Annotated in this window: 12 protein-coding genes and 1 riboswitch; of the genes, 8 read left to right on the top strand and 4 right to left on the bottom strand. The window is 35.1% G+C overall.

The window, feature by feature from the left end; genetic code table 11:
* Nucleotides 1–323 precede the first annotated feature (323 nt).
* The 3 genes from NH286_RS07190 to NH286_RS07180 are packed head-to-tail and all read right to left on the bottom strand — an operon-like array spanning nucleotide 324 to nucleotide 2,810.
* On the bottom strand, nucleotides 324–1,016 hold the full coding sequence (locus NH286_RS07190; RefSeq protein WP_106461136.1) for an LrgB family protein: 693 nt from the start codon (nucleotides 1,014–1,016) through the stop codon (nucleotides 324–326).
* 11 nt (nucleotides 1,017–1,027) lie between these two features.
* A complete protein-coding gene (locus NH286_RS07185) occupies nucleotides 1,028–1,375 on the bottom strand; it encodes a CidA/LrgA family protein (RefSeq protein ID WP_106460788.1) in 348 nt (115 codons plus the stop codon).
* Between the two features lie 10 nt (nucleotides 1,376–1,385).
* Nucleotides 1,386–2,810: an FAD-binding oxidoreductase gene (locus NH286_RS07180; protein WP_106460787.1), complete on the bottom strand. Its 1,425-nt coding sequence runs from the start codon at nucleotides 2,808–2,810 to the stop codon at nucleotides 1,386–1,388.
* Between the two features lie 373 nt (nucleotides 2,811–3,183).
* Here NH286_RS07180 and NH286_RS07175 point away from each other — a divergent pair, with 373 nt between their 5' ends.
* The 7 genes from NH286_RS07175 (at nucleotide 3,184) to NH286_RS07145 (ending at nucleotide 10,905) form a co-directional block, all read left to right on the top strand.
* Entirely contained in the window at nucleotides 3,184–4,320 is a 1,137-nt protein-coding gene (locus NH286_RS07175) for an acyl-CoA dehydrogenase (RefSeq protein WP_265237882.1), read from the top strand.
* A 47-nt stretch (nucleotides 4,321–4,367) separates the two neighbouring features.
* Nucleotides 4,368–5,177 (top strand): electron transfer flavoprotein subunit beta/FixA family protein, encoded by an 810-nt coding sequence (locus tag NH286_RS07170; protein WP_106460785.1) that lies wholly within the window; start codon nucleotides 4,368–4,370, stop codon nucleotides 5,175–5,177.
* 9 nt (nucleotides 5,178–5,186) lie between these two features.
* Nucleotides 5,187–6,188 carry an electron transfer flavoprotein subunit alpha/FixB family protein gene (locus NH286_RS07165; protein WP_106460784.1) on the top strand — a complete coding sequence of 334 codons (1,002 nt, stop codon included), beginning with the start codon at nucleotides 5,187–5,189 and terminating at the stop codon, nucleotides 6,186–6,188.
* 377 nt (nucleotides 6,189–6,565) lie between these two features.
* Entirely contained in the window at nucleotides 6,566–7,345 is a 780-nt protein-coding gene (locus tag NH286_RS07160) for an enoyl-CoA hydratase-related protein (RefSeq protein WP_106460783.1), read from the top strand.
* A gap of 11 nt (nucleotides 7,346–7,356) precedes the next feature.
* Complete coding sequence (locus NH286_RS07155) at nucleotides 7,357–8,199, top strand: 3-hydroxybutyryl-CoA dehydrogenase (RefSeq protein WP_265237880.1); 843 nt, start codon at nucleotides 7,357–7,359, stop codon at nucleotides 8,197–8,199.
* 32 nt (nucleotides 8,200–8,231) lie between these two features.
* On the top strand, nucleotides 8,232–9,413 hold the full coding sequence (locus NH286_RS07150; RefSeq protein ID WP_265237877.1) for an acetyl-CoA C-acetyltransferase: 1,182 nt from the start codon (nucleotides 8,232–8,234) through the stop codon (nucleotides 9,411–9,413).
* Between the two features lie 142 nt (nucleotides 9,414–9,555).
* Complete coding sequence (locus tag NH286_RS07145) at nucleotides 9,556–10,905, top strand: acetyl-CoA hydrolase/transferase C-terminal domain-containing protein (RefSeq protein ID WP_265237875.1); 1,350 nt, start codon at nucleotides 9,556–9,558, stop codon at nucleotides 10,903–10,905.
* Nucleotides 10,906–10,959: 54 nt separating this feature from the next.
* On the opposite strand, the gene NH286_RS07140 is transcribed toward NH286_RS07145, so the two are convergent.
* Nucleotides 10,960–12,333 carry an aspartate kinase gene (locus tag NH286_RS07140; RefSeq protein WP_265237873.1) on the bottom strand — a complete coding sequence of 458 codons (1,374 nt, stop codon included), beginning with the start codon at nucleotides 12,331–12,333 and terminating at the stop codon, nucleotides 10,960–10,962.
* Between the two features lie 122 nt (nucleotides 12,334–12,455).
* Nucleotides 12,456–12,596: riboswitch (Lysine riboswitch) on the top strand.
* A gap of 81 nt (nucleotides 12,597–12,677) precedes the next feature.
* Between NH286_RS07140 and lysA the strand changes: the two genes are divergently transcribed.
* Complete coding sequence (gene lysA / locus NH286_RS07135; protein ID WP_265237871.1) at nucleotides 12,678–13,982, top strand: diaminopimelate decarboxylase; 1,305 nt, start codon at nucleotides 12,678–12,680, stop codon at nucleotides 13,980–13,982.
* Nucleotides 13,983–13,986 lie beyond the last annotated feature (4 nt).

Here is a 13,986-nt window from a genome sequence, read left to right as displayed (position 1 = left end):
TTTCTTGCTAATTTATTTAAACTTATTTCGCCTTCTTCGTATTCTTTTATTACTTTTTTCTTTAATTCTAAACTATATTTTTTCATTGCAGCCTCTTTTCTAGCTACAACTTTTGGGGAGTCCTACAGGGCATCTGCCGCCCCCTTGGGTTCCCCCTAGGTACGAAGATTCAATAGTAAAAAATAATCATTTAATAAAAGATAAAATAACGAAGAATTAAGCTAAATAATAATATTATCTTGGATAATAAAGAAAAATAATAATATTTATCTATGAATAAAAGAGGGGATTTTTAAAAGGGGCTTTTGTAAGCCCCTTTAAAGTTAAAATACTATTCCTACTATCATTATTGCCACTGGCATTAATATAACTGTCATTATTCCTGCTATAGCAATTGATAAACCACTCATTGCTCCTTGGACTTCTCCCATCATCCTAGCTTCTGATGTGCCAACGGCGTGGGATGATGTGCCTATTGCAACTCCTTGAGCTACTGGGTCTGTTATCTTGAAGATTTTCATTACAAGTGGAGCTATTACTGCTCCTGTCACTCCTCTTATTACTACTGTTATAGCTGTTAGAGCAACGATTCCTTGGTATTCTCCAGATAGGGATATTGCTATTGCTGTTGTTATTGATTGTGGTATTAAGGATACTGTTAAATCTTTTCCAAGACCTAATACTTTTGTTAGTCCTATGGCTAGTAGCATTGATACTATTGATCCTATCAAAACCCCTACCAGGATTGGTATGATGTTTTTCTTTAGGACATCGAGGTTTATGTAAAGGTCTATGATCATTGCAACTGTTGCTGGTCCTATGAAAAATGCTATGAAGTCTCCGCCAAGCTTATAGTATTCATAAGGGATTCCTGTTACATATAAGAATCCTACTATAAGTAAGATTGCTATTAGCAAAGGATTTGCTAGGGCGGTTTTTAATTTTGAGTTTATCCATTTGGCGATTTCATAGGCTGCAAAGGAGAGGATTATTCCAAAATATTGGTTATTAAATATTGCTTCCATATCTATTTTCTCCTTTTTTGCAAGGTTTGCACTACTAAACCTGTTACAATCATTGTTACTGCTGTTCCAATTAATACTGAAATTACTAGGGCAGGGATTTTGCCTTTTATTACATCGTAATTGGCCATTATTCCTACACCTACAGGTACAAATAAAAATGCTAGGTTAATTAAAATACCATCTGATGTTGTTTTTACATCTTCTACCTTTAAGATATTGAAGCGAAGCGCTAGGAAAAGATAAAACATTCCATAAACTGCTTCTGGAACAGGAAAGTTAATTATTTTCCTTGTGAGCACGCCTAGAAATAGGCATGCGCACAGGATTACAAATTCTTTTAGGTATTTCATTGATCTGTCCTTAGTCTACAGATACAACTTTTCCTGGATTTAGAATCATGTTAGGGTCGAATACTTTTTTGATTCCCCTGATTAGATTTGTATTTATTTCTCCTTCAAATTCTCTCATGTATTGTAGTTTACCGTGGCCTATACCGTGTTCACCTGATAGTTGTCCACCAAATTCATAGGCTTTTGTATAGATTTCTTCCATGAAATCATGAACTTGTTTGTTGAATTCTTCTTTTTTGTCTTCGTCATTTGATACTGCGTAAATGTGGAGGTTACCATCACCAGCGTGACCAAATGATTGAACGTCGAAGTCATATTTTTCGCCTGCTTCATTTACGAAGTTGATGAATTCTGCTATCTTGTTGATTGGAACTACCACGTCGCACTCATCTACTAGTTTGTATTGGCTGTCGATTGCTTCTAGGAAGGAGCTTCTTGCTGCCCATGCGTCTTTTATTGCATTTGGTGTATCTGCTACTAGTACATCGATTGCTCCATTTTCTACTAATAGTTCTGCAGCTTGTTCCATTTGTAGGTCGATTTCATCTTCGTTGTCACCATCGAAGGTGATAAGTAGGTAAGCATTAACATCTGTACCTTCTATGTTTTTAGGGAATGTTTCCTTACCTATGTATTTTTCAGATGCTATAATAATTTTTCTTTCCATAAATTCTATAGCTTGTGGTTTTAAGTGAGCTCTAAATAGTACTGGAACTGTAGCTATACAATCTTCTAGTGTTTCAAATGGAACTATTAAAGAAATTGTATGTTTAGCTTGTGGAACTATTCTTAGTGTTAATTCTGTTATAATTCCAAGTGTACCTTCAGAACCTACCATAAGATCTTTTAGAGAATAACCTGTAGATGTTTTAGAAACTACAGCACCAAATCTTGTTACTTCACCAGTTGGTAAAACTACTTCCATTGCTCTTACATAATCTCTTGTTGTACCATATTTTACAGCTCTCATACCGCCGGCATTTGTTGATACGTTTCCACCAAGAGTTGCAAATTTTTCGCCTGGATCAGGTGGGTACATATAGCCTTTTGTTAGACAATCTTCAGCTAGGTCGTGTAGGTAAACACCAGGTTGTACCTTTACAACTAAGTTATCAAGATCGTATTCAAGGATTTTGTTCATTCCTTGCATATCAATCATAACTCCGCCGTTGATAGCAACACCAGATCCTACTAGACCAGAACCAGCACCACGAGCTAGTACAGGTATCTTATGTTCGTTACAAATTGTAAGGATTGTAGATACATCATCTGTGGATTTAGCTTCGATCAATACATCTGGTTGGTAAGAACCATAGATAGGCATTTCATCGTGGAAAAAGTCTTCGTTGATATCGTTTCCTGCATAAACTTTGCCAGAAACATAATCTCTAAATTGTTGAATTATATTTTCATCAACTTTGTTATAATCAGTCATATTTATCCTCCTTATGAAACTGACACAAACTATATTGTTTGTCTTTAATAGTATAACAAAAATATTTAATCAAATCAAATTAAAATGTTAAAAAAAATACATGATTATTTTGACAAGAGCAAGAAAACGTTTGAAAAAGCCTTGATTGCAAGTATAATTTACATAAATAGGATTTAATAAAAAATATTTTTTACTAGGGTATTTATACTTTTTCATCGAGATTTAGTTAAAATACCTATGCTTCTATGCTTATTTTGTAAAAATTTTGATTTTTATTTGACAAAGTCCCATTTGATTGTTAAGATAATAACAGTAGGATAAGCCTGTAAGAGTTATACAATCTTATAGGTAATATTAGTAATAAGGAGTTAATATGTATAAGTTAAATGAAGAACAATTAGAAATGCAACAAATGTTTAGAGATTTTGCAGAAAAAGAAGTTGCTCCAATAGCAATTGAAATTGATGAAGAGCACAGATTCCCTGAAGAAAATGTTGCTAAAATGCAAGAATTAGGATTCTTTGGTATTCCTTTTGATGAAGAATACGGTGGAATCGGACTAGATACACTTACATATGTACTTTGTGTTGAAGAATTATCAAAAGCATGTGCTTCAACAGGAGTTATAGTTTCAGCTCATACATCACTTTGTGCTGATGCGATTAATAAATTTGGTAACGAAGAACAAAAGGAAAAATACCTTACACCACTTGCTTCAGGCGAAAAATTAGGTGCTTTTGCTCTTACAGAACCAGACGCTGGTACAGATGCTTCAGGTCAAAAAACTACAGCTGTTAAAGATGGTGATGAATACGTTCTTAACGGATCAAAAATCTTTATAACAAACGCTGGTTATGCTGACACATATGTTGTATTTGCAATGACAGATAAATCACAAGGCACAAAAGGTATTTCAGCATTTATAGTTGAAAAAGGAACACCAGGTTTTGATTTTGGTGCTAAAGAAGATAAGATGGGTATCAAAGCTTCATCTACAATGGAATTAGTATTTAGAGATTGTAGAATCCCAGCTGCAAACCTACTTGGCGAAGAAGGCAAGGGCTTTAAATATGCTATGCAAACACTAGATGGTGGTAGAATTGGTATAGCAGCTCAAGCTTTAGGTATAGCAGAAGGAGCTTTAAACAAAGCTATCAAATATGTTAAAGAAAGACAACAATTTGGTAGACCAATAGCTAAATTCCAAAACACACAATTCAAATTAGCTGAAATGGCTATAGATATTGAATCAGCTCGTCACCTAGTTTATAAAGCAGCAACCCTTAAAGATTCTGGCGAAAGCTATACAGTAGCAGCTGCTGAAGCTAAGTTAAAAGCTGCAAGAGTAGCAATGGATGTTACAACAAAAGCTGTTCAACTATTTGGTGGTTACGGCTATTCTAAAGAATACGAAGTAGAAAGAATGATGAGAGACGCCAAGATAACAGAAATCTATGAAGGTACTTCAGAAGTTATGTTAATGGTTGTTGGTGGTTCACTTTTAAGATAATATAAGTGGTTCACTTTTAAGATAATATAAATCGAAGGGAGATAAATATGAACATATTCGTATGTGCTAAACAAGTTCCGGATACAAATGAGATTAAAATTGATCCGGTTACTAATACATTAATAAGAAAAGGCGTTCCAAGCATTTTAAATACTTATGATGCTTTTGCTCTTGAGCAAGCTTTAAGACTAAAAGATAAAGATCCAGAAATTAAAATTACAGTTATATCAATGGGACCTCCACAAGCAGATCAAATGCTTAGAGATTGTCTAGCAGTAGGTGCTGACAATGCTTACCTAGTTACAGATAGAAAATTTGGTGGTTCAGATACTTTAGCTACATCATATATAATTTCTGAAGCTATCAAAAAAGTAGCTGAAACTGAAGGACAACCAGACATGGTATTTTGTGGACTTCAAGCAATCGATGGTGATACAGCTCAAGTAGGTCCAGAAATAGCTGAACACTTAGGACTTCCACAAGTAACTTATGCTTATACAGTAGAATTAAATGATGAAGGAATAAAAGTACTTCAAGAAGTAGAAGGTGGAGCTAGAAATATCCAAATGACACTTCCAGGTCTTGTAACATTTACAAAATACGGTGATGAAGATTTAAGATATCCAAAAATCAAAAATAAATTAAAAGCTAAAAAAGCAACTATCGAACAAATTACACTTGAAGAACTTAAAGATACTATAGATGAAACAGCTATAGGTCTAAAAGGCTCACCAACAAGAGTAAACAAATCTTACACACCAACAGTTGAAAAAACTGGTGAAATGTTTGTAGATATGGAAGCTGGAGAAGCTTGTGATAAGCTAATAGCAGCTTTAGCTGATAAGAAGCTTATTTAAGGAGGAACTATGTCAGAAAATAAAAACCTTTGGGTAATAGTCGAAACTAAAGAAGATGGTTCAGCTGTAAATGTAGGTCTTGAATTATTAAATCCAGGAAGAAAAATGGCTGACACACTTGGTGGAGACCTAGTAGCTGTTATAATCGGTCAAGATGTAGCAAAAGCTAAAGAAGAAGTAAAAGATCATGGTGTTGATAGAATAATCACTTGCGAAGGTGAAGTATACAAAGATTACAGCACAGATGTTTATGCAAATGCAATAGAAAAACTTGTTGAAAAATACAACCCAGACACAATCTTAATTGGTGCAACAAACCAAGGTAGAGATTTAGGCCCAAGAGTTTCAGCAAGACTTCACACAGGACTTACAGCAGACTGTACAGAACTTGATGTTGATGCTGAAACAGGAAATGTACAATGGACAAGACCAGCATTTGGTGGTAACTTAATGGCACAAATCCTATGCCCAGACTCAAGACCACAAATGGGTACAGTACGTCCAGGCGTATTCCCTAAAGAAGCATTCGGTAGAAAAGATAATATCGAAGAAATCGAAGAAAATATAGAATTTACAGGTGAAATCAGAACAAAAATCCTTGACTTTATCCCAAGAGATGAAGGAGATGATGTAGATTTAGTTGGAGCTGAATTTATCGTATCAGGTGGACGTGGTCTAGGCGATCCAAGCAACTTAAAGCTTATTGAAGACCTAGCAGAAGCCCTAGGTGCAACAGTAGGATCATCTCGTCCATTAGTAGACTCAGGATGGATTTCTCACTCTCACCAAGTAGGTCAATCAGGTAAAACTGTAGCACCTAAGGTATATATAGCAGTAGGTATATCTGGAGCTATCCAACATTTGGCTGGTATTAACGCGTCAGATACAATAATTGCTATAAATAAAGATCCAGATGCTCCAATCTTTGATGTTGCAGATTATGGTATCGTAGGAGATTTATTTGAGGTAGTACCTGCACTTATCGAAAAGATAAACGCTAGAAAAGCTTGATAATAAAATATAAGGCACTCTTGCAAAATGAAAGAATATAATTAAGACAAAGGCTGATGGTAGGCTTATAGTAATCCTATAAGCCTGCTAGAAGGCTGATTTAAAAGTCTAGATAATTAAAATTTATTTTCATTTGCAAAACTGCCTTTTTTATTACATGGTATAGACAAAATATAGTCAATCTTATATACTAGGATAAAATATAGAAAATAATCATTAAAAATTTAACTATTTTTGTTAAAAAATATACATATTTGATTGACAAAAAAATATCAACTGTTATAATAATTATATAAGGATATACTTATGGGTATATAAATAATAGCCCAGATAAACTTAGATTAGATGTTGCAAACGATTTATAAAAAGGGGGATTAATGGAATACAAAACTCTAAAGTATGAAGTTAATGGTTATGTTGGCAAATTAAGTATCAATAGACCAGAAGCTTTAAACGCACTTAATTCAGAAGTACTTGATGAACTAGATATTTTAGTAGAGGAAATCAAAAAAGATAAAGACCTTAGATGCCTTATAATCACAGGCGAAGGCAGAAGCTTTGTTGCAGGAGCTGATATTAAAGAAATGTCAACTCTTACACCTATAGAAGGCAAAGAATTTGGTGCAAAAGGACTATCAGTATTTAGAAAAATTGAGTCACTTCCAATTCCAGTAATAGCTCAAATTAACGGATTTGCCCTAGGTGGTGGATGCGAACTTGCTATGAGTTGTGATTTTAGAATAGCTAGTGAAAAGGCTTTATTTGGTCAACCTGAAGTTGGTCTTGGCATAACACCAGGTTTTGCTGGAACACAAAGACTACAAAGATTAGTTGGTCCTGGCTTCGCTAAATATTTAATATATACTGCAAACAATATCAAAGCTGACAAGGCTTATGAAATTGGACTTGTACAAGAAGTAGTAGAAGCTGATAAGCTTGAAGAAAGAGTAAACGAACTTGCAAACAAGATTGCTGGCAATGCTCCAATAGCTGTTAGAGCATCAAAAGAAGCAATCAATGTTGGTGGACAAGTTGATATTGATAGTGCAATCAAGGTTGAAGAAAACCTATTTGCTCTAACATTCTCAAGTGAAGATCAAAAAGCAGGCATGGAAGCTTTCCTAAACAAGGGTAAGGCAGAATTTAAAAACAAATAAGGAGATTTTAAATGAAAATTGGTGTAATTGGTTCAGGAATCATGGGTGGCGGAATTGTAGAAACTGCTGCTAAAAGTTATGAAGTTGTTGTAAGAGATATTAAAGATGAATTCTTAGAAAAAGCAAAAGCTAGAATAGAAAAATCTTATGCTAAACAAGTTGCTAAAGAAAGAATGACAGAAGAAGCTAAAGAAGCTGCTCTTAAAAACATTTCTTATACAACAGAAGTTAAAGATTTAGCTGATTGTGATGTAGTAATCGAAGCTGCAACAGAAAATCCAAAACTTAAAAAAGAAATCTTTAAAGAATTAGATGAAGTAGTTAAAGAAGGTGCAATCCTTGCTTCAAACACATCATCACTTTCAATCACAGACATAGCTGCAGTTACAAAAAGACCAGAAAATGTAATTGGTATGCACTTCTTCAATCCAGTTCCAGTTATGAAACTTGTTGAAGTTATCAGAGGTCTTCACACATCTGATGAAACAAACAAGACAATCTTTGAACTAGCTGAAAAACTTGGCAAACAACCAATCGAAGTTAAAGAAGGTCCAGGCTTTGTAGTAAATAGACTTCTAATCCCAATGATCAACGAAGCTGTTGGCGTATTAGCTGATGGACTTGCAAGTGTTGAAGATATAGATAAAGGTATGCAACTTGGTGCAAACCACCCAATGGGACCTCTTGCTTTAGGAGATTTAATTGGACTTGATACATGTCTAGCAATCATGGAAGTTCTTTATAATGAATTTGGTGATAGCAAATATAGACCATGCCCACTTCTAAGACAAATGGTAAGAGCAGGAGACCTTGGTAGAAAAACAGGTAAAGGCTTCTACGATTACAGCAAATAAGATTGAATAGAGAAAGAATTTAAGGAGATAATATGACTAAAAAAGTAGTAATAGCAAGTGCAGCAAGAACACCAGTAGGCGCATACGGCGGAGCATTCAAAACAGTAACAGCTAGAGAATTAGGTGCAGTAGCAGCTAAAGCAGCAATCGAAAGAGCTGGAATTAAACCAGAAGATATAGATGAATCAATCCTTGGTTGTGTACTTCAAGCAGGTAATGGCCAAAATATAGCTCGTCAAATAGCACTAGATGCAGGTATTCCAATAGAAAAACCAGCAATGACTCTTAACATCGTTTGTGGTTCAGGTCTAAGATCAGTATCATTAGCAGCTCAAATGATCCTTGCAGGTGATTGCGATGTAGTACTAGCAGGTGGTACAGAATCAATGTCTACCGCTCCATACCTATTAACAGATGAAAGATGGGGAGCTAGAATGGGCGATAAAAAAGTTGTCGATGAAATGATCAAAGATGGACTTTGGGATGCATTCAATGACTATCACATGGGAGTTACAGCAGAAAATATAGCTGAAAAATTCGGCCTAACAAGAGAAGAACAAGACCAACTAGCTGCTGAAAGCCAACAAAAAGCTGCAAAAGCTAGAGCTGAAGGTAGATTTAAAGATGAAATCGTACCTGTAGAAGTTAAGGGAAGAAAAGGCAAAGTAACAGTAGTAGATACAGATGAATACATCAAAGAAGGCGTTACAACAGAAAGTATTTCTGGCCTAAGACCAGCATTTATTAAAGATGGTACAGTTACAGCAGCTAACGCATCAGGAATTAACGATGGTGCAGCTTGCCTAGTAGTTATGAGTGAAGAAAAAGCTAAAGAACTTGGCGTTAAACCACTTGCTACAATAGTTTCTTACGCTACAGAAGGTGTTGATCCAAAAATCATGGGTACAGGCCCAATCCCAACAGTAAGAAAAGCTCTTGAAAAAGCTAACCTAACACTTGAAGATATCGACCTAATCGAGGCTAACGAAGCATTCGCAGCTCAAGCTCTATCAGTAATTAAAGAACTAGGTCTAAACACAGATATAGTAAACGTTAACGGTGGAGCAATTGCAATCGGTCACCCAGTTGGAGCAAGCGGAGCAAGAATCCTTACAACTTTACTATATGAAATGCAAAAGAGAGACTCTAAAAAAGGTATCGCAACACTTTGTATAGGTGGCGGTATGGGTACTGCAGTAATAGTAGAAAGATAAGATAGTTTATAAAGTATGCGGATATTCTTGTCTGCATACTTTTTTTGCTATCATTTAAAAAATAAATAGAAAAGATTGATAATTTTTTTCAATAATGGGTATAATTTAATTAAGAAAACGATATTACAAAGGAGTTTTATTAATGGACTATAATAAACTATATGAAGAAAAGCTAATTACAGCCAAAGAAGCTGCTGCAATGGTAAAAGATGGTGACTGGATTGAACTTGGTTGGGCAGCTCTTACTCCAGTTGATTTTGACAAGGCCCTAGCAGCAAGAGTTAATGAAGTTAAGGATGTAAAGGTAAGAGGAGGCGTTGTTCCATATATGCCATATGTAGGAGCAGCTGATCCAACAGGAGAGCATATCACATATCATTCTTGGCATGCATCAGGTACAGAGAGAAAATTAATAAATAACAACAAATATGGTGCTTACTTTATGCCAATTAAATATAGTGAGCTTCCAAGATATCTTGCAGAAAATGCTGAGAGAGCAGCTATAAGTGTAATCCAAGTATCACCAATGGATAAGCATGGCAACTTCAACTTTGGTGTTTCTGCATCACACACAATTGCATCTTTCCAAAATTCTGACAAGATTATTCTAGAAATAAATGAAAACGTACCAAGAGCTCTTGGTGGTTTTGAAAACTTTATCAACATCAAAGACGTAGATTATGTATTTGAATCAAGCAACTATCCAATGCTAACTCTTCCAAGTGCAAAATTTGGTGAAGAAGAGCTAAAGGCTGCCAAATATGTAGTAGATATGCTTCGTGATGGAGATACAATTCAATTAGGTATAGGTGGACTTCCAAATGCTATCGGTTCTCAAATAGCAAAATCTGACCTAAAAGATTTAGGCGTTCACTCAGAAATGTATGTAGATGCCTTTAGAGAAATGGCCCTAGCAGGTAGGATAACGGGTCTTAAGAAAAACATAGACATAGGCCGTCAAACTTACGCTTTCGCGGCAGGTAGCCAAGAACTCTATGACTATATAGATGACAATGAAGAATTAATGGCAGCACCAGTTGATTATGTAAATGATGTAGGAGTAATAGCATCTCTTGATAATTTCGTATCAATCAATACAGTCCTTCAAGTAGACCTTTGGGGACAAATTTCAGCTGAAACCGTAGGAACAAAACACATTTCAGGAGCAGGTGGGGCCCTTGACTTTGTACTTGGAGCTTATAGATCAAAGGGCGGTAGATCAATAATTTCACTTATTTCTTCTAAAGTTAATAAAGAAGGTAAGAGAGTTTCAAATATCGTTCCAACCTTTGCACCAGGAACTCAAGCAACAGCAGTAAGGTCTAACACCCACTATATAGCTACTGAACAAGGTATAGTAAACTTTAAGGGTCTAACAACCTGGCAAGCAGCCGAAGCTTTAGTAAGTCTAGCTCACCCAGAAAATAGAGACGAATTAATAAAACAAGCAGAAGAATTAGGAATCTGGAGAAATACCAACAAGAGAATCTAAGATTTAAAAATGCCCTAGCATTGGTTATTCAATGCAGGGCAATTTTTTTGAAAATTATAAGCTTTCTTCCTCATAAATTGACTTATAAAGGGCCTTAAGAGCCTTATCCTCATCATCCTTGTCTATAAAGATAAAAAGGGAATTATTGCTAGCCCCCTGGATAATATATTCTATATTTACATTTATATCATCAAGAACTTTAGAAAAAATGTAAAGGGCCTTACTCATCTTATCCTTAAGACCTTCTCCTACTATAGCAATGGCCTTTAACCTGTCATTAAGGTCTAATTCATCAAGGTCAAAAGATGAATTGATGGCGTTTATAATAGAAAGCTTTCTAGATTTATCTTTTATATATGAGCTTCTTACCAGAATGGAAACAGAGTCGATAGATGTAGGAATGTGCTCAACGGCAATGTGCATATATTGGAAAATATCGAGGACATTTTTGATATAACCGATTTTTCTATTCATCATATATTCAGTAAGGGTAAAGGAAGTAAAAGCTCCGACATCTGATATTCCTATGATTGGATTTTCACTTATATCTGTCCTATCCTTGGAAATGATAGTACCACCTGCATCAGGATTGTTAGTGTTCTTTACGTGTATTTCAATATTTGTATTAAGAAGGGGCTGGACAGCATCCTCTTGGAAAATCTCAAAACCATTGTAGGATAATTCCCTCATCTCTGCATATGAAATGTTTTTGATAGGGGCAGGATTATAAAACATATTTGGATTTGCTGAATATATATAGGTCATATCTGTATAATTTTCATAAATATCGCAAGAAAGACCCCTAGCAACCATAGATCCTGTTATATCTGAACCTCCCCTTGAAAATGTGAGCCTATAGCCTTCATCATTGTAGCCGAAAAATCCAGGAATGACCAAAATATCCTTGCAATCTTCATATTTTTTAATCAAATCATAGGAAATATCTAAGATTTTAGCATCATTTAAAGAGTATTCAAGTCTTATTCCAAGGTCTTTTGGGGATATGTATTTTGCATCAATGCCCTGATTTTTAAGGTGGGCTGCTATAAGTCTTGCATTAAAATCTTCTCCGGCAGATTTTATGGCATTTTCTAGATAAAAATCATCATCTATGTCCTCTAAAAATCCAATAAGAATTTCTCTAAAAGAATCAATAAGGCTCAAATCAAGGCCAAGGTCCCTTGCTATATCTTCATACCTAAGTATTATCTGGTCTAAGCTACTGATATAGCTAGGACTAGCTTGTTTATAATCCTTATAAAGATTTATTAAAAGGTCAGTGACCTTTATATCTTCCTTAAACCTCTTGCCTGGGGCAGAGACGACGATAGCCCTTATGTCTTTATCATTTTTTACAATATTTGTTAATTTTTTTATTTGATTGGCGTTAGCTACCGAGCTTCCACCCAATTTAGCTGTTTTTTTCATATCATATTCTCCCATTGTATTAAAGTATACCACTATTTGCATTAAAATAAAATATCTTGCATAAAAATAATTTAAAACTTGACAAAATACATAATAACTGATAGACTATTTAATAAATACAGATTTAGTTAAGGGGTCGCGGTTGCAAAGATTAGGAGAACCGAAAGGTGTAACCGCCGAAATACATGGTATTGGTCATATGTCAAATAGGTATATGACTGTCAAAAAGATGTGCCAAATCTTTTTGGAGTACTTGCTAAGTCAGGCGAAAGGAAGATCATGAGCCTTTTGCTTGTGGTCTTTTTCTTTTTGGGCCAAGTATTAAGTCATGATTAGGAGGAAAAATGTTAGAAAAAAACTATGAATATATAGACAATATTCTCCATATTGGTGGGGTTTCGACTTTAAAATTAGTAGAGGAATATGGAACACCCCTTTATGTATATGATCAAAAATTAATAAAGGATACGGCTTCTTGTTTTATAGAAAATTTTAAGTCAGATACCCTAAGAACCGAGGTGATTTATGCATCAAAGGCACTTTCCAATCTCTATATCCTTGGCCTACTAGCCAAAAAAGGAACTTTTTTAGATGCTGTTTCAATGGGGGAAATATTTCTAGCTTTGAAAGCAGGTTTTAAGCCTGAAAAAATTCATTTTCATGGTAATAATAAAACAAAAGAAGAACTTGCCTATGCTATAGATAATAATATCGGCCTGATAATAATAGATAATTACGAAGAATTTAAACTAATAGAAGATTTGCTTTTAAATTCTGATAAAAAAATCGACTGCCTACTTAGGATTAATCCTGATGTGAAGACATCAACTCATAAATATATCCAAACATCAAATGCTGATTCAAAATTTGGAATAAACATAAGAGATGAAAAATTAAAGGATATAATAAAAGAGATGGTAAATTCAAAGGCCATCAAGCTTCTTGGTTTTCACGCTCATATAGGTAGCCAGGTCAATGAGCTTGGATTTTTCAAGGAAGAAGCTGATATCTTACTTAGATTTACTAAGGAAATGGAAGAGGCTTTAGCCTATAAATTTAAGGCGATAAATTTCGGTGGAGGCTTTGGAGTTAGACAAAATACATCGGATCCTTCTTATGATTTGAAAGCCTTTCTTAAAGAATTTATAGGCTACATAGAAAAATCTATAAAAGATTATGACTTATCAATAGAGACTGTAGGCATAGAGCCAGGTAGGTCTATGGTAAATCAAGCAGGTACAACCCTCTATAGGGTAGGTTCTATCAAACATACACTAGAAGGCTTGCCTCTAGTTTTTGTAGATGGGGGCATGAGTGATAATATCAGACCCAGCCTTTATGGGGCTAAATACGACTCTCTCCTTGCAAATAGGACCAAGGGGGAAGCTTATAAGACTTATAGGGTGGCAGGTAAGCTTTGTGAGTCAGGTGATATCTTGATAGATGAGGCAAGGCTAAATAGCCCACAAAAGGGCGATATCCTTGCTATAGAAAATACCGGAGCCTACTCGCTTGCCATGTCTTCATCCTACAACAAGCAGCTAAAGCCTGCTGTGGTATTTGTGGAAGATGGCAAGGCAAGTCTTGCTGTAAAAAGAGAAGCTTTAGAAGATTTGTTAATAAATGATTTAGAATATATTGAAGATTAAGGAG

This window comes from Anaerococcus sp. NML200574, from assembly GCF_026131665.1.
Taxonomy (GTDB): Bacteria; Bacillota; Clostridia; order Tissierellales; family Peptoniphilaceae; genus Anaerococcus; species Anaerococcus kampingae.
This window is presented reverse-complemented; position numbering and strand designations above follow the sequence as displayed.

Bases quoted from the DNA above. Each gene is read 5' to 3' on its own strand.
- NH286_RS07155 (WP_265237880.1), top strand. From the start codon at position 7,357: ATGAAAATTGGTGTAATTGGTTCAGGAATCATGGGTGGCGGAATTGTA.
- NH286_RS07150 (WP_265237877.1), top strand. From the start codon at position 8,232: ATGACTAAAAAAGTAGTAATAGCAAGTGCAGCAAGAACACCAGTAGGC.
- NH286_RS07180 (WP_106460787.1), bottom strand. From the start codon at position 2,810: ATGACTGATTATAACAAAGTTGATGAAAATATAATTCAACAATTTAGA.
- NH286_RS07175 (WP_265237882.1), top strand. From the start codon at position 3,184: ATGTATAAGTTAAATGAAGAACAATTAGAAATGCAACAAATGTTTAGA.
- NH286_RS07170 (WP_106460785.1), top strand. From the start codon at position 4,368: ATGAACATATTCGTATGTGCTAAACAAGTTCCGGATACAAATGAGATT.
- NH286_RS07165 (WP_106460784.1), top strand. From the start codon at position 5,187: ATGTCAGAAAATAAAAACCTTTGGGTAATAGTCGAAACTAAAGAAGAT.
- NH286_RS07160 (WP_106460783.1), top strand. From the start codon at position 6,566: ATGGAATACAAAACTCTAAAGTATGAAGTTAATGGTTATGTTGGCAAA.
- NH286_RS07140 (WP_265237873.1), bottom strand. From the start codon at position 12,333: ATGAAAAAAACAGCTAAATTGGGTGGAAGCTCGGTAGCTAACGCCAAT.
- NH286_RS07145 (WP_265237875.1), top strand. From the start codon at position 9,556: ATGGACTATAATAAACTATATGAAGAAAAGCTAATTACAGCCAAAGAA.
- NH286_RS07185 (WP_106460788.1), bottom strand. From the start codon at position 1,375: ATGAAATACCTAAAAGAATTTGTAATCCTGTGCGCATGCCTATTTCTA.
- lysA (WP_265237871.1), top strand. From the start codon at position 12,678: ATGTTAGAAAAAAACTATGAATATATAGACAATATTCTCCATATTGGT.